Origin of the sequence: Ensifer sp. LC11 (genome assembly GCF_001695835.1) — a bacterium.
GTDB lineage: Bacteria > Pseudomonadota > Alphaproteobacteria > Rhizobiales > Rhizobiaceae > Ensifer.
This window is the reverse complement of sequence record NZ_MBSO01000012.1, coordinates 218,033-237,712: the sequence shown is the minus strand read 5'-3', so window position 1 is coordinate 237,712 and position 19,680 is coordinate 218,033. Positions and strand designations below refer to the sequence as shown.

Here is a 19,680-nt window from a genome sequence, read left to right as displayed (position 1 = left end):
CCTGATGACCGGACCGATCCTCACGCGCCGCGAAGGCGGCATTCTCGAAGTCACGATCGACCGGCCGAAGGCCAACGCCATCGACCTGAAAACCAGCCGGGTCATGGGCGAGATCTTCCGCGACTTTCGCGACGACGACACGCTGCGGGTCGCGATCATCACCGGTGCCGGTGAAAAATTCTTCTGTCCGGGATGGGACCTGAAGGCGGCCGCCGATGGCGACGCGGTCGATGGCGACTATGGCGTCGGCGGCTTCGGCGGCATGCAGGAGCTGCGCGACCTCAACAAGCCAATCATTGCGGCGGTCAATGGCATCTGCTGCGGCGGCGGCCTCGAAATCGCGCTTTCGACTGACCTGATCCTGGCGGCCGAACACGCGACCTTCGCGCTGCCGGAGATCCGCTCTGGCACCGTCGCCGATGCCGCCTCGATCAAGCTGCCGAAGCGCATCCCCTATCACATCGCCATGGACATGCTGTTGACCGGCCGCTGGCTCGACGTGGCGGAGGCCCATCGCTGGGGCTTCGTCAACGAGGTCCTGCCGGCGAGCAAGCTGATGGACCGGGCCTGGGAGCTCGCCCGCCTGCTCGAAAGCGGACCGCCGCTGGTCTATGCCGCGATCAAGGAAGTGGTGCGCGCCGCCGAGGGCGAGGCCTTCCAGACGACCATGAACAAGATCACCCAACGGCAGTTCAAGACCGTCGACATTCTCTATTCGAGCGAAGACCAGCTGGAGGGCGCACGTGCCTTCGCGGAAAAGCGCGACCCGGTGTGGAAGGGTCGCTAGAGCGTGAAAAGTGCGCGCGGAATTCCGCCGGCATCCCGCTCTCAATAGATCCCGCCAACCCTTGGCGGCTGAGGCAACAGAGCCGGACGACCGGCATCGGGACGTGACGAGACGCGCGGGCAAAATCGCGCGCCATTGAATGGCGTATCCATAAGCCAAGCTTATGGAAATAAATTGTAATTTAGGGCGTTACAAGAAGAGTTCCAGCGATTACGCTTATCGATCTGAACGAGACGCGCCCCGGTCGAAGGAAGGAGAAGAGGCACCCGAACCAGCAACAAGCGGCCGTCCGGGCCATCCGAAAAGCCATCGATACAATGGCTGTACGCAGCAATCTCTACCAACCACAACGAACGGCGAATGCCGACAGAAGGGAACAGGGGAATGAGCGATTACAAGGATTACCTCACACGACAGGTCATGCTCGGCAAGATGAACCGCCGCGAGTTTCTCGGGCGGGCGGCTGCAGCCGGCATTCTTGCCTCGACCGCAGGCACGCTGTTTGCCAGCAGCGCTCAGGCGCAGGAGCCGAAGCGCGGCGGACACCTGAAACTCGGGCTCGAAGGTGCGGCCGCAACCGACTCGAAGGACCCGGCCAAGGCTCTGTCGCAGTTCATGTTCGTCGTTGGCCGCAACTGGGGCGACATGCTGGTCGAAAGCCATCCAACCACAGGCGCGCCGGTACCGGCCCTTGCCGAATCCTGGGAGCCGTCGGCCGATGCCTCGACCTGGACCTTTGCCATCCGCAAGGGCGTGAAATTCCACGACGGCAAGGAACTGACGCTCGACGACGTCATCAAGACGCTCCAGCGCCACACCGATGACAAGTCAGAATCCGGCGCACTCGGCGTGATGAAGTCGATCAAGGAAATCAAGGCTGACGGCGGCAAGCTGGTGCTCACGCTTACGGAAGGCAACGCCGACCTGCCGCTGCTTCTCTCCGACTACCACCTGATCATCCAGCCGAACGGCGGCATCGACGCACCCGACGCGATGATCGGCACCGGCCCCTTCAAGGTGACGAGTTTCGAGCCCGGCGTTCGCGCCACCTTCGAACGTAACACCGACGATTGGCGGACGGACCGCGGCTATGTGGATTCGGTGGAACTCATCGCCATGAACGATGCGACGGCCCGCATCGCGGCGCTCTCCTCCGGCCAGGTGCACTTCATCAACCGCGTCGACCCGAAGACGGTGAACCTTTTGAAGCGGGCACCGACAGTCGAAATCCTGAACACATCGGGCCGCGGCCACTACGTGTTCATCATGCATTGCAACACCGCGCCCTTCGACAACAACGACCTGCGCATGGCGTTGAAATATTCGATGGACCGCGAGACCATGGTTGAGCGCATCCTCGGCGGCTACGGCAAGGTCGGCAACGACTTCCCGATCAACGACACCTATGCCCTCTTCCCCGAAGGCATCGAGCAGCGCGCCTATGATCCGGACAAGGCGGCCTTCCACTACAAGAAGTCCGGCCACAGCGGTCCGGTGCTCCTGCGCACCTCCGACGTCGCCTTCCCGGGTGCTGTCGACGCGGCTGTGCTCTACCAGGAAAGCGCCAAGAAGGCGGGCATCGAGATCGAGGTCAAGCGCGAACCGGGTGACGGCTACTGGACCAACGTCTGGAACGTGCAGCCCTTCTCCACCTCCTACTGGGGCGGCCGCCCGACCCAGGACCAGATGTACTCGACGGCCTACCACTCCGGCGCCGACTGGAACGACACCCGCTTCCAGCGTGCCGACTTCGACAAGATCCTGCTCGAGGCCCGCTCGGAACTCGACGAGGCCAAGCGCAAGGACATGTACCGCACCATGGCGATGATGGTGCGTGACGAAGGCGGCCTGATCCTGCCGATGTTCAACGATTTCGTGAACGCCTCCACCAAGCAGGTGAAGGGCTACGTGCACGACATCGGCAACGACATGTCGAACGGCTATGTCGCAACCCGGGTCTGGCTGGACGCATGATGATGGAAAGCGGACCGCTCACTGGTCCGGTTCCGACGGATGGGACCGCGGATGCAACGCATCCGCGGTCTGCCGAACTTTCCGGAGTACCAGCAAAACCCAACCCTGCCGCCAACCCCGCAAACAGCGAAATCGGCGGCACCCTCTGGCGGCGCTTCACCTTCCGCCGTCCTCTCGCGGCGCTGATCCTGCAGCGCCTCGGCTTAAGCGTCGGACTTCTCTTTGCCGTGTCGCTGATGATCTTCGGCGGCATCGAAGCGCTTCCGGGTGATTTTGCCACCACCTATCTCGGCCAGTCGGCAACGCCGCAGGCGGTCGAAAACATCCGCAAGGATCTCGGCCTCGACAAGCCCTGGACCGAACGCTACCTCTCCTGGCTCGGCGGCGCCGTTCAAGGCGATTTCGGCACCTCCTGGGCCAGCAAGAATTCGGTTGGCGAACAGATCAGCAGGCGCCTCGGCAACTCGCTGTTCCTCGCCTTCTTCGCAGCCCTCGTTTCCGTCCCGCTCGCCGTCGGTCTCGGCATGCTGGCGGTTCAGTTCCGCAATCGGCTGCCCGACAAGATCATCAACGTCGTCTCGCTCGCGGCCATATCGCTGCCGGAGTTCTTCGTCGGTTATCTCCTGATCATGTTCTTCGCCGTCCAATACGGCATCGCGACCTTCCCGGCGACCGTCTATGACAGCATGAGCGTCACCGAGCGTCTCTCGGCGATCGCTCTTCCCGTCGCAACCCTCGTGTTGGTCGTTCTTGCCCATATGATGCGCATGACCCGCGCCGCGATCCTCAACGTCATGTCGTCAGCCTATGTCGAGACGGCGGAGCTTAAGGGTCTCAGTATGTTCCGCATCATCGCGCGCCATGCGGCTCCCAACGCCGTGGCGCCTGTTATCAACGTCATCGCGCTGAACCTCGCCTATCTCGTCGTCGGCGTCGTCGTCGTCGAAGTGGTCTTCGTCTATCCCGGCATGGGGCAATACATGGTGGATGCGGTGACCGTGCGCGACATGCCGGTCGTTCAGGCCTGCGGCCTGATCTTTGCCGCCTTCTATATCTTCCTCAACATGGCGGCCGACATTCTGGCGATCATCGCCAACCCGAGACTGAGGCACCCGCGATGAACCTGAGATCCATCCCCTTCAGCGCCTGGATCGGCATCGCCGGCATTGCGATTGCGATCTTCTGCGCCGTGTTCGCGCCTGTTATCGCCCCCTTCGGCGAACGCGACGTCGTCGGCGACATCTGGCTTCCGGCCGGCGGCGACTTCCTGCTCGGCACCGACAATCTCGGCCGCGACCTGCTCTCGCGTCTGATCTACGGCGCCCGCACCACCATCATGGTGGCGCTGGCGGCAACCGTACTCTCCTTCTCGCTGGGCATGCTCCTGAGCTTCACGGCCGCCGTCGTCGGCGGCTTCACCGACCAGCTCTTCTCCCGCTTCAACGACCTGATGATGGCGATCCCGACGCTGATCTTCGCCCTCGTCGTGCTTGCGGTGCTGCCGCAGCATCTGTGGATCCTGATCCTCGTGATGGCGGTGCTCGACTCGACGCGCGTGTTCCGCATCGGCCGTGCCGTGGCGCTCGATGTCGCAGTGATGGAATTCGTAGAAGCCGCAAGGCTGCGCGGCGAAGGTTCGCTCTGGATCATCTTTCGCGAGATCCTGCCGAACACGCTGTCGCCGCTCCTGGCCGAATGCGGCCTGCGCTTCGCGTTCTCGATCCTGTTCCTTTCGACCCTCTCCTTCCTCGGCCTCGGCATCCAGCCGCCGGCTGCCGACTGGGGCGGCATGGTCAAGGACAACAAGGACGGCATCATCTTCGGCATTTCGGCAGCGCTGATCCCGGGGGCGGCGATCGCCACCCTGGCGATCTGCGTCAACCTCGTGGTCGACTGGCTGATGAAACGAACCTCCAGCCTCAAGGGAGGACGCGGCGATGCCTGATATGCTTTCCGTCAAGAACCTCAAGATCGAAGCGACCAGCTACCCGCCAGGCGAACCGCCGAAGGTCGTCACCCTCGTCGAAGGCGTCTCCTTCATCGTCGAGAAGGGCAAGGTGCTCGGCCTCATCGGCGAGTCCGGCGCCGGCAAGTCGACCATCGGCCTTTCGGCGCTCGCCTATGGCCGCGGCGGTGTGCGCATCACCGGCGGCGAGGTCCTGCTCGACGGCAAGGACATCCTGACCCTCGACAGGAACGGCATCCGCTCGATCCGCGGTGCCCGCGTCTGCTACGTCGCGCAGTCGGCGGCTGCCGCCTTCAATCCGGCGCACCGGCTCGGCGACCAGGTGATCGAGGCGTCGCTGCGCCACGGCATCATGAGCCGTGAAGACGCGAAGAAGCGGGCGCTCTATCTTTTCCGGGTGTTGGGGCTGCCCAATCCGGAAACCTTCGGCGACCGCTATCCGCATCAGGTCTCCGGCGGCCAGCTCCAGCGTGCCATGACCGCCATGGCGCTCTGCCCCAATCCGGAGCTGATCGTCTTTGACGAGCCGACGACAGCACTCGATGTGACGACCCAGATCGACGTGCTTGCCGCCATCAAGCACGCGATCGAGGAGACGCATACGGCCGCGCTCTACATCACCCACGATCTCGCCGTCGTCGCCCAGATCTCCGACGACATCATGGTGCTGCGTCACGGCAAGACCGTGGAATACGGCAGCACCAAGCAGATCATCGAAGCGCCACGGGAGGATTACACCCGGGCGCTCGTCAGCGTCCGCCAGACCAAACGCGACGAGGCGGCCGACCAGACCGGCGCGCAGCTGAAGATCGAGAACATCAGCGCCGGCTATGCCAATGGCTTCAAGGTGCTGCACGATGTCTCGATGCACCTGCCGAAGGGCCAGACGCTGGCGATCGTCGGCGAGAGCGGCTCGGGCAAGTCCACCCTTGCCCGCGTCATCACCGGGCTCTTGCCGCCGACCGAGGGCCGCATCACCTTCGAGGGCAAGGAACTGCCGCGGGCGCTGAAAGGCCGCAGCAATGACGAGCTGCGGCGCATCCAGATGATCTATCAGATGGCCGATACAGCGATGAACCCGCGCCAGACGGTGCGCGACATCATCGGCCGGCCGCTCTCCTTCTACTTCGGCATGCACGGCCAGAAGAAGACGGAGCGGGTCAAGGAACTGCTCGACCAGATCGAGATGGGCACCCGCTTCCTCGATCGCTATCCGGCCGAGCTTTCCGGCGGGCAGAAGCAGCGCGTGGCGATCGCACGCGCCTTGGCGGCCAAGCCGGAGCTGATCCTCTGCGACGAACCGACCTCCGCACTCGACCCGCTGGTGGCCGAAGGCATCCTGAATCTGCTTTTGAAGCTTCAGGAGGAAACCGCTGTTTCCTATGTCTTTATCACCCACGACATCGCCATCGTGCGCGCGATCGCCGACAGCGTCGCGGTCATGCACCGCGGCCGCCTCGTGCGCTTCGGGCCGAAATCGAAGGTGCTCTCACCGCCCTTCGACGACTATACCGACCTGCTCCTGAAGTCGGTTCCGGAAATGGAGATCGGCTGGCTGGAACGCGTGCTGAAAACACGGCGCATGGAAAGTGCGGGCAACTGAAATGCGAGACGGCGGCACGAGTGCGCGCCGCCGTCTCGTCTTCCCTCGGCAAGATCAGCGCTGCCAGAAGGCCTTCTCTGTTTCCGCGCGCACCTGTGTCCTGCTTAGCCCGATATCCTTCAACAGCTCCGGATGGTGATCGGCCATCCGCTGAAGTTGCTCGCGGACGCGAACGCGGTCGTCCCAGATGACAAACAGCCGGAAAGGATCGTGACGGCTGAGGCTGTCGGCGAGATGTTTGGCCGGCTGGCGCAGATCCAGCCGGATGGAGTGATAGAATTCGGACATGCCGGAAAGCAGGCTGCTCATCGTCGTTCCCACCGTCGCTGGCCCTTCGGGCGTTGAAACACTGGTGGAACTCTAGGCGCGTCACACGCGCCCCACATCGCGCAGCTGCTGTGTTTCCTCTCCTGCATTTGTAGTATTTTGCCGGGAGCACCGCACGTCCCGTTAGACGCGCAAAGGGCGCTGTGGCACCTTGCCGTATGTCACCATTGAAAACGGCCCGGTCAGATGGCAGGAAGCAGCCATGAACCGCATCCAGACGCCACCCCTTACCGAGGCCTTGTCAGATCGCGAGCGCGCGGTCGCGGAGCGCTTTGCCGCCGGTCTTACCTATCGCGAAATCGGCGAGGCGCTCTTCATTGCGCCCTCGACCGTGCGAACCCATCTCGCCACGATCTACGGCAAGCTCGGCGTCCGCAACAAGATCGAGCTTGCCTCCTGGGTCGCGCAAACCGCGGCCGGCCGGATCGCCCCGGAGACGGCCGCGCCATCGCGCGTGAACGAGCCGGCCTCCCCGGCGCTTGCCGTTTTCCCGATCGAATGCCTCAATCCCGAGGAGCGCTGGCACCGTTTCGCCGACGGTCTGTCATCCGACATCTGCGTCGACCTTGCACGCTTTGCCGATCTTCCCGTCATCGCTTTCCATACGATGAAGCTGCTCGGCAACCGCCCCGAAAGCTTCAGCGACCACGTCCAGGCGGTTGGCGCCACCTATGCCGTCACCGGCCAGTTGCGGGCCGACGACCGGCGGGTTCGCCTGACGATCCAGCTCTCCGACACGCGTACCGGCATGACGCTCTGGAGCGAACGGTATGAACGCGAGATGGAAGATGTGCTGACGCTGCAGGACAGTCTCACCGAAAGTGTCATCAACGTGCTTGCCGGCTGCTTCGGCACGCTTGCCGCCATCGGCCGCAAGGCGAGCCGGCTGAAGCCGCCCGGCAGCCTGCAGGCCTATGACTGCTTCCTGCTTGGCGTCGAACAGCACAACCGCTTCAGCCCCGACGGCAACGCCGCCGCCAAACAATTGCTCACGCGCTCGCTCGAACTCGATCCGGGTCGGGCACGCGCCTGGACGGAACTTGCCTATGTCTATTCCATCCAGGCAGCCAATGGCTTCGGCGACGATTTGAACGAGGCCTTCCGCAACTGGCGGCGTGCGGTTGACGAAGCCTTACGGCTGGATCCTACCGATCCTGCCGGCCAGACCTGCCTCGGCGATCTCCGGGCTTGCCTCGGCGACCTCGCGGGTGCTGCCGAGGCGCATGCCCGCGCCTTCGAATTCGGCAAGAACAATGCCGACACCCTCGCGCTGCTCGCAGGCGCCAAGGCGCTGATCGTTGGCGACCCCGCCGACGGGATCCCCCTCATCGAACGCGCCCTCTCCCTGAACCCGCTCGGGCCGCCGTGGTATTACGGCATGCTTGCGCGCGTCCTCTTCGTCGTCGGGCGCTATCGCGAATGCCTGTCGGCGCTCGAGAGGAGCTCACAGGAATCGCCGAATACGCTGATGTTCCAGGCGATGGCGCATGCATGCCTTGGCGAGACGAAAGAGGCGGCAGAGGTCGCGTCGCGGCTTAAAACCGAGTTCCCGTCGTTCACGGTCGAGGGCTTCATTGCCGGCTACCCTATCTCCAATCCCTCCGCCCTTGAGGTCGTCCGGCAAGGTGCGCGGCTGGCGATGCTCGACTGACCGCCCTGGCTTAGTTCTGCCGGCAATCGACGTCGCCCACCCGCTGCGCGGCTTGCCCTTCGAAGCTCACCGTCGCCTCGCCCTTGGCCGCGCAATCGCCCTTGGCGCCGCTGCCGGCGCGGAAATGCACCACCGGCTGTCCTTCGATCATGATGCTCGGCACCACCTCGTAAAGCTCCGGCGGGCAATTGGCGACGTCGGACAGCCTAAGCGCCGGCTGTCCGCCGATCATCACGCTGGAGGCGCCCGAAAGCGCGCAGGACGGGATCGGCGCCGGCGCCTCCTCGGCCATGGCCGGAAACATCGGCAAAGCGAGCCAAAGGCTGGCGATGGCAGCCACTGCAGATTTCATGATCCCCTCCTCCGCGTGTTCCGGCCGATGCTATCACACGGCCCTCTCCGCTCAATATTCGGTCGGCAGCGTCAAGGGTTCTGCACCGGGCGTTTCGAGAAAGCTGCGCACAGTCTGCGGCAACTGTCGCGCGCCGAAGGCAAGCACGCCACAGCGCGAGAGCATCTGGCGCAGATCCGGCTGGACCCCAAGCGATCGCCAGATCATCCGCGACGCATAGGGCAGGTTCTCCTTGCGCCAGGAAACCCCCATGGTCGTACCGCGCAGGTAGACGCGCTGGTGCACTTCGAAAGGCAGGAGGATCGTCTGCGCCAGCATCGGCTCCCGCCCGATGCTGCGCTCGGCGATGAAGATGCGGTTTCGCCAGAAGGTGACGAGGCCGACATACTTCGAGAACTGCTGGATCTCGTTTGCGGGATCACGGATGCGCTCGATCGATTTCACCCGGATCGAGCCTGCCTCCTCGTAAATCCTTGCGCAGGAGCAGACGACAAGCCCCGGCCAGGAGAGCGACACGTGATAGGTCTGGTAGTAGCCGATGTGACGCCTCAGGCCCGCGATGTCGCCCGGAAAGCCTTCGAGCAGCAGGCTCGCGTCGGAGCGGTCGCGGTCGGGCCGCGTCATGCGTGCCTCAAATTGTTTGGCCGGCAGCCCAAAATCCTCGGCCGCCAGCCCGAAGAAGCGGGCAATGCGTGCCACGTTATGCGGCGACGGTCGCGCCTCGCCGCCGATATAGCGGTTGAACTGCTGCCGGTTGATGCCGATCTCGCGACAGATCTGCGAGATTGAGCGCCGGGTCGCACAGGCAAACCTGAGATTGGCTGCGAAGATTTCGATGTCCTGCATGGCGCTCCCCAAGCCGCGACCGCGTAGCTCTGCGCGCGATCCGATTATAAACCAAGGTAGCGTAAAAGCGCGTAAAGAAGCGTCAAGTCGCGAAATTGTGTGTCGTCTGCCAACCGCTAGGTTTTCCCCTACAAGCATCACACCAAAGGGAACCCTGACATGACCGAATTCACGAAGCGACCCGACGGCCTTCTCGTCCCCGCGAGCATGGCTTCGACCGGCATCAGCCGGCGCGGCTTTCTGGCGGGTAGCGCAGCGCTCGGTCTCGCGGCTGGCCTCGGCGCGACGCTCACAGCAGGCGACGCTCGCGCTCAGGAGCCGAAGCGCGGCGGCCATCTGAAGCTCGGTCTGAAAGGCGGCGCCACCACCGATTCGCTCGATCCCGCCGCCTATAGCGGCTCCGTCTCCTTCGTCATCGGCCATCTCTGGGGCGACACGCTGGTCGAATCCGACCCGAAGACCGGCGCGCCGCTGCCGGCGCTTGCCGAATCCTGGGAGCCTTCGGCGGATGCGTCACAGTGGACCTTCAATATCCGCAGCGACGTCAGCTTCCATGATGGCAGCAAGCTGACGGCCGCCGACGTGGTTGCCACGCTGAAGCGCCATGCCGACGAAGGCTCGAAGTCCGGTGCGCTAGGGCTGATGCGCTCGATCAAGACGATCGAGGAAAAGGCCGGCGCGCTGGTGCTGACCTTGACCGAGGGCAATGCCGACCTGCCGTTGCTTCTGACCGACTATCACCTGATCATCCAGCCGAAGGGCGGCGTCGACAATCCGGCCTCCCCGATCGGCACCGGCCCCTACAAGCTGTCAAGCTACGAGGCGGGCCTGCGCGCCACCTTCGAGAAGAACGCCGAGGACTGGCGGTCCGACCGCGGCTTCGTCGAATCGGTCGAGATCATCGTGATGAACGACACGACGGCGCGCATCGCAGCGCTTTCCTCCGGCCAGGTCCACTTCATCAACAACATCGACCCGAAGACCGTGCCACTTTTGAAGCGAGCGCCGCGCGTCGAGATCCTGAGGACCGCCGGCAAGGGCTTTTACAGCTTCCTGATGCATTGCGACACCGCGCCCTTCGACAACAATGATCTGAGGCTGGCACTGAAATACGCCATCGACCGCCAGGCGATCCTCGACCGGGTGCTCGGCGGCTACGGCACGCTCGGCAACGATTTTCCGGTCAACGGCAACTATGCGCTGGCGCCCGAAGGCATCGAGCAGCGGGCCTATGACCCTGACAAGGCCGCCTTCCACTTCAAGAAGTCCGGCCACGACCGGCCGATCCTGTTGCGCACCTCCGACGCCGCCTTCCCGGGTGCAGCCGACGCGGCCGTGCTCTTCCAGGAAAGCGCCAGGAAGGCCGGCATCGAGCTTGAAGTGCGGCGCGAGCCGGAGGATGGCTACTGGACCAATGTCTGGAACGTGCAGCCCTTCTGCGCCTCCTATTGGGGCGGGCGACCGACCCAGGATTCGCGCTACTCGACCTCCTATCTCTCGACCGCCGAATGGAACGACACGCGCTTCAAGCGCGAGGATTTCGACAAGCTTCTGCTTCAGGCCCGCTCCGAACTCGACGAGACCAAGCGCAAGGAGATGTACCACACCATGGCGATGACGGTGCGCGACGAAGGCGGCCTGATCCTGCCTGTTTTCAACGACTATGTGAACGCGGCCTCGGCCTCGCTCAAGGGCTTCGTTGACGACATCGGCAACGACCTTTCCAATGGCTATGTCGGAAGCCGCGTCTGGTTCGACAGCTAAGCAATTCCAGTGCAACGCGATTTCGCGTCCCGAACTGCCAACAAGAACAACGAAATAGTTGGAACGATATGTCCGAACGTGACTTCACTGTAGTCGAAAACGAATGGATCCGGCTGAAGGACGGCACCCGCCTTGCCGCCCGCATCTGGATGCCCGCGGGGGCGGAGGCCGATCCGGTTCCCGCCGTGCTCGAATACCTGCCCTACCGCAAGCAGGGCGGCACCAGCCTGCGTGACGAATCCACCTATCCGGTGTTTGCGGCCGCCGGCATCGCCGGCGTGCGCGTAGACATCAGAGGCTCAGGCGAGAGCGACGGTGTCATCGACGGCGAATATACGCCGCGCGAACTCTCTGATGGATGCGAGATCATCGAGTGGATTGCGGCCCAGCCCTGGTCGAACGGCAAGGTCGGGATGATGGGGATCTCCTGGGGCGGCTTCAACTGCCTTCAGGTCGCGGCCTTGAAGCCGCCGGCGCTCAAAGCCGTCATCTCCATCGCCTCGACGGTCGACCGCTACAACGACGACATCCATTACAAGAATGGCTGCCATCTCTCCGCCCAGCTTTCCTGGGCGGCGACGATGCTTGCCTACCAGTCGCGCTCGCCGGACCCGGATATCGTCGGTGACCGCTGGAAGGCGATGTGGATGGAGCGGCTGGAGAACGAGCCCTTCTTCATGGAGGAATGGCTGGAGCACCAGCGTCGCGACGAATTCTGGCAGCACGGATCGATCGCGGAAGATTTCGCGGGCTTCGACGTGCCGGCGCTGGTCATTGCCGGTTGGGCGGACGGTTACCGCAACACACCCTTGAAAGCGGTCGAGGGGCTTGGCGACAAGGCAAAGGCACTGATCGGCCCCTGGGTGCACAAATATCCGCATTTCGCCTTCCCGAAGCCGCGCGCCGATTTTCATGGCGAGGCGATCCGCTGGTGGAACCGCTGGCTGCGCGACGAGGAAAACGGCGCCGAAAACGGTCCGCAGGTGCGCGCCTACATTCTCGACGGCCCGCGCCCGTCACTCAGGCGCGACAGCGATCCCGGCCGCTGGGTGGCAAAGGACGCCTGGACATCGCCGGAAATGCAGCTTTTCGGCGTTTCCCATGACGGCCGGCTGACGCCTTCGGCCGGCGGCACCGGCATCGGCGAGGTCTACCTGAAGTCGCCGCTCGATACCGGCACGGCGGCGGGCGAATATTTCACGCTGAAGCCCGATGCCGAAATGGCGGGCGACCAGCGGATCGACGACGCCGGCTCGCTCGTCTTCGAGACCGCGCCGCTGCTGGCCGCCGCCGACTATCTCGGCCAGCCGACACTGACGGTCGACGTCACCTGTCATGCGCCAACCGCCAACCTCGCCGTCCGCCTCGTCGACGTGCATCCCGATGGCACCGCCACCCGCGTCGCCTTCGGCGTGCTCAATCTGGCGCATCGCGACGGCAACGCCAGCCCGAAGGCCATGGAGCGCGGCCGCAAGACGCGCATCACGCTTGTGCTTGACGCCTGCGGCTACCGTTTCCGCGCCGGCAACCGCATCCGCGTGTCGCTGTCGACCTCCTACTGGCCATTGATCCTGCCCTCGCCGACCGATCCGGGCGTGACGATCGACACATCAAGCCTGGCGCTGGCGCTTCCGCTGCTCGGCGCCCACCGGGAGATCGTCGTGCCCGAGCCTCAGAACCCCGATCCGCTGCCGAAATACCGCGAACTGACACGCGGCAGCACCAGCCGCACGGTCGAGCGCGACATGACGCACGGCATGACGCACTACCGGATCTACGAGGATACCGGGCTCTCTGAACATCCGCAGACCGGACTTGCGACCCAGGACATCCGCGACGAGACCTGGTCGATCGCGCCCGATGATCCGCTGTCGATGATCGGCACCTCGACCTGGACCTGCATCGCCAGGCGCGAAGGCTGGTCGGTGCGCACGGTCTCGACCGCGACGCTGCATTGCACCGAAAACGAATGGATCACCGAAGCCGAGGTCGCCGCCTATGAGGGCGAGGCGCTGATCTTCGAGAAGCACTTCAGGAAACGCGTCCCGCGCGACTTCATGTAGGCCATGCGCGGGGAACGGGCGGGCAGCTGACCGCTGCCCTTCCCGGCCAAACGCAACTCTCTTGACTTCATCCGCATGTCATTGTACCAATCGGTAAACACTTGACCGATTGGTACACAAATGCGCCATTTCTTCTCACGCCACCAGCCTCCTGTCCACATCAACCGCGGCCTCATCGCCGGTATCGGTGGCCTTGTCGCCATTGCCGCCGTCGGCGCGCTCACCAACCTCGTCGGCCATCCCATGTTGATGGCGCCCTTCGGGGCAAGCTGCGTGCTGATCTTCTCGGTCGCATCAAGCCCGCTGTCGCAGCCGGCCAATGTCGTCGGCGGCCATGTCATCGCCACCCTCGTCGGCCTGATCCTCCGGACGGTCTTTCCCAACGAATGGTGGGCCGTGGCGATCGCCGTCGGTGCGGCGATCGCGCTGATGGCAGCACTGCGCATCACCCACCCGCCGGCCGGCGCCAATCCGCTCGTCGTGTTTGCGGCCGATCCCGGCTTCGAATTCCTGCTCTTCCCGGTCCTGACCGGCTCGCTGATCCTCGTTGCCGTCGGCGCCCTCTTCCACCGCTTCGCCAAGGTGGAGTATCCGCTGGTGAGGAAGCCCGCATGAGCCGCGTCGTTGCCGAACGCCAAGACGTCATTGCCACGCTTGCAGAGACCTTCCGCGAACACGGCTATGACGGCACGAGCCTCAGCCTGATCACCGAAAAGACCGGGCTTGGCAAAGGCAGCCTCTATCACTTTTTCCCCGGCGGGAAGGAGGAGATGGCCGAGGCGGTGCTCGGAGACATCGCTGCCTGGTTTCGAACCCATATTTTTGACGCGTTGCGCAACGCCGAAGACCCGGCGGAAGCGCTGGAGGCCATGTTTACCGGCGTCGACACCTATTTCCGCCAGGGCCGCAGGCTCTGCCTGATGGGGGTGATCGCCGCAAGTGGCGCCCATGACCGTTTCGCCCGCGAACTCAACGGCTATTTCTCCGACTGGCGCGCCGATCTCGCCGCAACGCTTGAACGCGCCGGCACGCCAGAGGCGGAATGCAGCGCCCTTGCCGAGGAAATCGTCGGCGGCATTCAGGGCGCGCTGATCCTCGCCCGCAGCCTCGACGATCCCGGCGCCTTCGGCCGAGTGCTTTCCCGCCTCCAGGCGCGCAGCCTGATGGCTTCAGCCCAATAGGCAGGCAGCGGCCCCTCCTCTCCCTCCGAAACTGACAAAAATCAGGTTGCCGCCCAGGCGCGCCTTGACAATTTCCCTTGCGGCCGGATATTAACCGACAAGTTAAATAACTCTGAGGTTAAAGACTGGGCGCATTGGGGCGCCCGGAGGAGGAGGCATTGATGATAGCGGCGACCGCAAACGTAACGCGCAAGGATATCAGCCTGGAAATCGTCCGCGACTTCGACGCGCCCGTGAGCCTTGTCTTCAAGGTCTGGTCGACGCCGGAGCATGCGCTGCGCTGGTGGGGGCCGCGTGATTTCACGCCCCATTCGCTGAGCATGGACTTCCGGTCCGGCGGCGCCTGGCGCGCCTGCATCCGCTCGCCCGAAGGGCGCGACTATTGGATGGGTGGCGTCTATCGCGAGGTGAAGGAGCCCGAAAAGCTCGTCTTCACCTTCGCCTGGGACGAAGAGGGCGAACCCGGTCCCGATACGCTGATCACCGTTTCCTTTGCCGATATCGGCGGCAGGACACGGCTGACCTTCCATCAGACACCATTCGAGACCGTCGAAGAGCGCGACTCGCACCAGGAAGGCTGGGGCGAGTGCCTCGACCGGCTCAGGGATTATGTCGACCATGTCTGAGATTTCGAACGTTGAAAATGCGAGTGCGCCAGGCCCGAAGGCGACCCGGCGCGAATGGATCGGGCTTGCCGTGCTCGCGCTGCCCTGCATGCTCTATTCCATGGACCTGACGGTGCTGAACCTTGCGGTTCCGCAGCTCGCCGAGGAATTGAAACCGTCCGCTTCCCAGCTTCTCTGGATCATCGACGTCTACGGCTTCATGGTCGCAGGCTCCCTGATTACCATGGGCACGCTCGGAGACCGCATCGGCCGCCGGCGCCTCTTGATGATCGGCTCGATCGCCTTCGGCCTCGCCTCGATCTTCGCGGCCTTTGCCTGGAACGCCGAAACCCTGATCATCGCACGCGCCGTACTTGGCGTGGCCGCGGCAACGCTTGCGCCTTCCACGCTCTCGCTCATCCGCAACATGTTCCTCGACGACAGGCAGCGCACCTTTGCGATCGGCGTCTGGATCGCGAGCTTTTCGGCCGGCGGCGCCATCGGTCCGGTTGTCGGCGGGCTGATGCTGTCGCAGTTCTGGTGGGGTTCGGTCTTCCTGCTTGCGGTACCGGTCATGGTGCTGATCCTCGTCCTCGGACCAATCCTGCTGCCCGAGTTCCGCGATCCCAATGCCGGCCGGCTGGACCTGATCAGCGCCGCCCAGTCGCTGATATCAGTACTTTCGGTGATTTACGGCATGAAGCGGATCGCCGAGGATGGGCTGGACGCGACTGCGATATCCTTCGTCCTCTTCGGCATCATCGTCGCCATCCTCTTTGCCAGACGTCAGCTCCGTCTCGCCGATCCGCTGATCGACCTTTCGCTGTTCAAGACGCCGGCCTTCAGCGCCGCACTCGGCGTCAATATTCTCGGCCTGTTCGTCGGCTTCGGCGCCTTCCTGTTCGTGGCGCAATATCTGCAGCTGGTTCTCGGCCTCTCGCCCTTCGTCGCCGGGCTCTGGTCGGTGCCGACGGGTGTCGCGATGGTCGCAGCCTCGATGACGGTGCCGATGCTGGCCACGCGTTTTGCCGCCTCCAACCTGATTGCCGCCGGCTTCGTGCTGACGGCGATCGGCTTTGCGATCTGCACGCAGGTCGGCACGTCGAGCAGTCCGCTGCTTGTCACCACCGGCCTCGTCGTGCTTTGCCTGGGTTTTGCTCCGGTCGGCACGCTGACAACCGACATGATCGTCGGCTCGGCCCCGCCGGAACGCGCCGGCGCAGCCTCGGCAATCTCCGAAACGAGCTTCGAGTTCGGCGGCGCGCTCGGCATCGCCGTGCTTGGCAGCCTGCTGACGGCAGCCTATCGCGGCCGCATGGACCAGCTGGTGGTCACCGGCCTGCCGGAGGAAACGGTTGCGGCAGCACGCCAGACGCTCGGCGGTGCGGTTGCGATCGCCGCCGACCTGCCCCCGGCGGAGGCTGAACGGCTGCTGACCGCGGCGCGCGACGTCTTCACCCAGTCCTTCACCTTCACCGCCTCGATCTGCGTCCTGCTTTCACTGCTGACGGCCCTCATTGCCTTCCTGCTCTTGCGCAAGGCGAGCGATGACGGTGACGGCAAGACGATTGCGAACGAACCGGTACATTCGGCAAACGTCGGATAGGACCCGCGGCGCGAGCCGCCGCGGCAAGACAACGCAAACAGCGCCACATGCGGCGCCGGCCATCCGGTCGGCGAGCGACGGCATGCGCCCAGTCCCCAGGGAGGAAACCGATGAAGAAGCTCTATCGCGGCAGCTGCCATTGCGGTGCCGTCACCTTCGAATGCCAGCTCGATCTGGCCGAGGGCATCCGCCGCTGCAACTGTTCCTTCTGCGCCAAGACGCGCATGCAGAAGTCTTTCGCGCTTCGGGAAGAATTCGAGATCACATCAGGCAAGGACAGGCTCACCAGCTACCGCGCCGACAACTCGAGCTGGATCGTGGGCGACGTCGATCACTATTTCTGCAGCCGCTGCGGCGTCCGCCCGTTCTCGCGCGGTTACCACAAGGATTTCCTCGGCCATTTCTACGCCGTCAACGTCGCCTGCCTCGACGGCGTCAGCGACGCGGAACTCGCCGAAGCGCCTATCATCTACGAGAACGGCCGCGCCGACGACCATTTCAACCCGCCTGAAGACACGCGCTTCATGTAGTGGCCCCGCAGGCCCAGGATAGTCAGGCGATCGTCAGCGCCCGTAGTGCTGCCAGCGCCCGCTCGGCATCCGCTTCCGGCACGAAAATATGGTCGTGGTAATAGGCAGCGATCACATTGGCGCTGATGCCCTCGCGCGTCAGCGCCGCCGAAACGGCCGCTGTCAGCCCGACGGCCTCAAGCGCCGAATGCACGTTGAGGGTGATCCGCCGAAGCAGAGGGCCATAGTCGAGCCCCGCTTCGTCAGCGGCGCTGCGGGAAAGAACAAGCGTCAACCCCTCATCCTCGCGATAGGTGGCAAGCGGCTCCAGCTGTTGGTAACGCGCCGCATCCCGGTGAGCGACGGTGCAATAGACATAGGTCTGCGGAAACAGCACCGCGCTCATCGTCGCCAGCAGTTTTGCGAGATCCGTTTCTCCGGCCATGACCTCTTCCCTCTTTGCACGCCTGTTCGGCTCAAGTGGTAGCGGATCGTCACGTTGGCGTGAAGCACGCGATCGCGATTTGACCATTGTCTTTCCCGTGAAAACATGAGGTCATCGAACAGCTGGGAAGCCGGTGGCAGGAGGAAATCATGGCGTGCAGCAGCAAGCAGGCATATCCCTTGAGCAGGTCCCCGCTCATCCTGGCTGCAGCCATCGCCGCCATGCTGGCAACGGCGCCACTTGCCGCCGCCCAGGAATCCGCCGTGGTCATCCCACCGCCTTCGCTCGATGAAAAAGTAGCGGGCACCACGGAGATCGCCGTCTTTGCCGGCGGCTGCTTCTGGGGCGTGCAGGGCGTCTTCCAGCATGTCAAAGGCGTCAGAAAGGCCGTTTCCGGCTATTCCGGCGGCACTGCGGCAACCGCCGATTACGAAACGGTGAGCGGCGGCAAGACCGGCCACGCGGAATCGGTGGAAGTGACCTACGATCCGCGCGAGGTCACCTACGGGCAATTGCTGCAGGTGTTCTTCTCCGTCGCCCACAACCCGACACAGCTCAACTATCAGGGGCCGGACCATGGCACCCAGTACCGCTCGGCGATCTTTGCCGTCACGGATGAGCAGAAGCACATCGCCGACGCCTATATCGCCGAACTCGGCAAATCAGGCGCCTACCCAGCCACGATCGTCACGCAGGTCTCGCCATTCGAGGGCTTCTACGCCGCCGAGGACTACCATCAGGATTTCCTGACGCGGAACCCGACCCATCCCTATATCGTCTATAACGACCTGCCGAAGATCGAGAACCTGCGTGCACTTTTCCCGCAGGCCTTCCGGGCAAATCCGGTGCTGGTGTTCAAGGCGAAGAGCTAGAGCATCCCGCTTTCAAGTGGAATCACTTGGAGGGCGGAAAGATGCTCTAGAATCAAAGTGCTAGAGCGTCCCTTGTGCGTTCAATTGAACGCACGGCGCTCTAGACAATTCGTTCGCAGCGGTTTTCCGCGCGGATTTGCGTCGTCCAAACCCGGACGTCAGCGGGTTCCGACGAGAACCGCGACCGCCTCGGCCAGGCGCCGAAATCCTTCCCGCGCGCCCTCGCTCATGTGCCGCGCCCTGAGCCAGGCATGGATCATCTGCGGCTCCTCGCGGAAGGTGACGTTGACGCCAGCGGCTGCAAGCCGCGCCGCATAGATGCGGGCGTCATCGCGCAAGGGATCGAAGAAGGCACCGGTGATATAGCTCGGCGGCAGGCCCGAAAGATCCGTTTCCGCCAAGGGTGCGGCGAATGGATTCTCGGCCGGCGCCTTCAGGATATCGCGATAGTAGCTCACGTCGGCCGTCGTCAGTCCCGGCGCCTCGGCCATGTCGACATAGGAGCCGGAGACGAGATTGCCGCCGAGACCCGGATAGATCAGCACCTGGCCGACGATTCCCGCAAGGCCTTCCGCCCGGGCTTTCAAGATAATGCCTGCCGTAAGGTTGCCCCCGCCGCTGTCGCCGGCAACGACGACCGGACGACCGTCGGACAGCAATGCCTGAAGCACCGCATAACAATCGTCGAAAGCCGCCGGCCAGACATGCTCCGGCGCCAAACGATAATCGACCGAAACCAGTTCGGCTTGAGCAAAGTCCGCAAGCTCGGCGCAGATCGCATCATGGCTGTTCAGCGAGCCGACGACGAAGCCGCCGCCATGGATGTAATAGATGCGCGTCCTGGTCGAAACCGTCTGAGGCCGGCAGTGCCGGATCGGGATGTGGCCACCGACCAAAGCGTCCTCGCGGGTAAGGCCTACCGGGCTCGGCGCATCGAACTCGGCGCAGAGCGCGTCATACCACTTGCGTTGCTCATCGATCGACGCATCGACCGCGTCGGCCGGATAGAACTCCTCGCAGCGGCGATGAAAGGCGAGGATCCCCTCCTCCGTCGGCATCGGCCGCTTCGTTGCCTGATCCACGTCGTCCTCCCTCTCATCCCGCTTTGGTGCCAGCTTATCATCGGCGT

19 protein-coding genes are annotated in these 19,680 nt (G+C 63.9%); 14 read left to right on the top strand and 5 right to left on the bottom strand.

Going from position 1 to position 19,680, the window contains the following annotated elements; all coding sequences use genetic code 11:
* Positions 1 to 4: 4 nt before the first annotated feature.
* The 5 genes from BBX50_RS09860 (at position 5) to BBX50_RS09840 (ending at position 6,330) form a co-directional block, all read left to right on the top strand.
* Entirely contained in the window at positions 5 to 787 is a 783-nt protein-coding gene (locus BBX50_RS09860; protein ID WP_065775124.1) for a carnitinyl-CoA dehydratase, read from the top strand.
* A gap of 384 nt (positions 788 to 1,171) precedes the next feature.
* Positions 1,172 to 2,761, top strand: coding sequence for an ABC transporter substrate-binding protein (locus BBX50_RS09855; RefSeq protein ID WP_065775123.1), 1,590 nt, complete (start codon positions 1,172 to 1,174; stop codon positions 2,759 to 2,761).
* Positions 2,761 to 3,882 carry an ABC transporter permease gene (locus BBX50_RS09850; protein ID WP_065775122.1) on the top strand — a complete coding sequence of 374 codons (1,122 nt, stop codon included), beginning with the start codon at positions 2,761 to 2,763 and terminating at the stop codon, positions 3,880 to 3,882. The genes BBX50_RS09855 and BBX50_RS09850 overlap by 1 nt, the downstream gene beginning before the upstream one ends.
* Positions 3,879 to 4,706 carry an ABC transporter permease gene (locus BBX50_RS09845; protein WP_065775121.1) on the top strand — a complete coding sequence of 276 codons (828 nt, stop codon included), beginning with the start codon at positions 3,879 to 3,881 and terminating at the stop codon, positions 4,704 to 4,706. Before BBX50_RS09850 ends, BBX50_RS09845 begins: the two co-directional genes overlap by 4 nt.
* Positions 4,699 to 6,330, top strand: coding sequence for an ABC transporter ATP-binding protein (locus BBX50_RS09840; RefSeq protein ID WP_065775120.1), 1,632 nt, complete (start codon positions 4,699 to 4,701; stop codon positions 6,328 to 6,330). The genes BBX50_RS09845 and BBX50_RS09840 overlap by 8 nt, the downstream gene beginning before the upstream one ends.
* A 54-nt stretch (positions 6,331 to 6,384) precedes the next feature.
* On the opposite strand, the gene BBX50_RS09835 is transcribed toward BBX50_RS09840, so the two are convergent.
* Complete coding sequence (locus BBX50_RS09835) at positions 6,385 to 6,639, bottom strand: DUF1127 domain-containing protein (RefSeq protein ID WP_065775119.1); 255 nt, start codon at positions 6,637 to 6,639, stop codon at positions 6,385 to 6,387.
* A gap of 220 nt (positions 6,640 to 6,859) precedes the next feature.
* Here BBX50_RS09835 and BBX50_RS09830 point away from each other — a divergent pair, with 220 nt between their 5' ends.
* Positions 6,860 to 8,308 (top strand): LuxR C-terminal-related transcriptional regulator, encoded by a 1,449-nt coding sequence (locus tag BBX50_RS09830; protein WP_065775118.1) that lies wholly within the window; start codon positions 6,860 to 6,862, stop codon positions 8,306 to 8,308.
* Between the two features lie 10 nt (positions 8,309 to 8,318).
* Here BBX50_RS09830 and BBX50_RS09825 read toward each other — a convergent pair whose 3' ends face one another.
* Complete coding sequence (locus tag BBX50_RS09825) at positions 8,319 to 8,660, bottom strand: PAAR domain-containing protein (RefSeq protein ID WP_065775117.1); 342 nt, start codon at positions 8,658 to 8,660, stop codon at positions 8,319 to 8,321.
* Between the two features lie 51 nt (positions 8,661 to 8,711).
* Positions 8,712 to 9,506, bottom strand: coding sequence for a helix-turn-helix transcriptional regulator (locus BBX50_RS09820; protein WP_065775116.1), 795 nt, complete (start codon positions 9,504 to 9,506; stop codon positions 8,712 to 8,714).
* Between the two features lie 207 nt (positions 9,507 to 9,713).
* Here BBX50_RS09820 and BBX50_RS09815 point away from each other — a divergent pair, with 207 nt between their 5' ends.
* The 7 genes from BBX50_RS09815 to BBX50_RS09785 all read left to right on the top strand — a co-directional run bounded on the left by BBX50_RS09815 (position 9,714) and on the right by BBX50_RS09785 (position 17,255).
* Positions 9,714 to 11,270: an ABC transporter substrate-binding protein gene (locus BBX50_RS09815; protein ID WP_065775435.1), complete on the top strand. Its 1,557-nt coding sequence runs from the start codon at positions 9,714 to 9,716 to the stop codon at positions 11,268 to 11,270.
* A 68-nt stretch (positions 11,271 to 11,338) separates the two neighbouring features.
* Positions 11,339 to 13,333: a CocE/NonD family hydrolase gene (locus tag BBX50_RS09810; RefSeq protein ID WP_065775115.1), complete on the top strand. Its 1,995-nt coding sequence runs from the start codon at positions 11,339 to 11,341 to the stop codon at positions 13,331 to 13,333.
* A gap of 120 nt (positions 13,334 to 13,453) precedes the next feature.
* Positions 13,454 to 13,948, top strand: a complete 495-nt coding sequence (locus tag BBX50_RS09805; RefSeq protein WP_065775114.1) for an HPP family protein — start codon at positions 13,454 to 13,456, stop codon at positions 13,946 to 13,948.
* Positions 13,945 to 14,514, top strand: a complete 570-nt coding sequence (locus BBX50_RS09800) for a TetR/AcrR family transcriptional regulator (protein ID WP_065775113.1) — start codon at positions 13,945 to 13,947, stop codon at positions 14,512 to 14,514. Before BBX50_RS09805 ends, BBX50_RS09800 begins: the two co-directional genes overlap by 4 nt.
* Positions 14,515 to 14,675: 161 nt before the next feature.
* The gene (locus BBX50_RS09795) at positions 14,676 to 15,140 is read left to right on the top strand and encodes an SRPBCC domain-containing protein (protein ID WP_065775112.1); all 465 of its coding nucleotides are present in this window, start codon (positions 14,676 to 14,678) and stop codon (positions 15,138 to 15,140) included.
* Positions 15,133 to 16,725, top strand: a complete 1,593-nt coding sequence (locus BBX50_RS09790; RefSeq protein ID WP_065775434.1) for an MFS transporter — start codon at positions 15,133 to 15,135, stop codon at positions 16,723 to 16,725. Before BBX50_RS09795 ends, BBX50_RS09790 begins: the two co-directional genes overlap by 8 nt.
* Positions 16,726 to 16,835: 110 nt before the next feature.
* A complete protein-coding gene (locus BBX50_RS09785) occupies positions 16,836 to 17,255 on the top strand; it encodes a GFA family protein (protein ID WP_065775111.1) in 420 nt (139 codons plus the stop codon).
* Between the two features lie 22 nt (positions 17,256 to 17,277).
* Here BBX50_RS09785 and BBX50_RS09780 read toward each other — a convergent pair whose 3' ends face one another.
* Entirely contained in the window at positions 17,278 to 17,679 is a 402-nt protein-coding gene (locus BBX50_RS09780; RefSeq protein ID WP_065775110.1) for an ACT domain-containing protein, read from the bottom strand.
* Between the two features lie 149 nt (positions 17,680 to 17,828).
* Here BBX50_RS09780 and msrA point away from each other — a divergent pair, with 149 nt between their 5' ends.
* Complete coding sequence (gene msrA, locus BBX50_RS09775) at positions 17,829 to 18,551, top strand: peptide-methionine (S)-S-oxide reductase MsrA (RefSeq protein ID WP_065775109.1); 723 nt, start codon at positions 17,829 to 17,831, stop codon at positions 18,549 to 18,551.
* A gap of 158 nt (positions 18,552 to 18,709) precedes the next feature.
* Here msrA and BBX50_RS09770 read toward each other — a convergent pair whose 3' ends face one another.
* A complete protein-coding gene (locus tag BBX50_RS09770; protein WP_201723462.1) occupies positions 18,710 to 19,633 on the bottom strand; it encodes an alpha/beta hydrolase in 924 nt (307 codons plus the stop codon).
* Positions 19,634 to 19,680 lie beyond the last annotated feature (47 nt).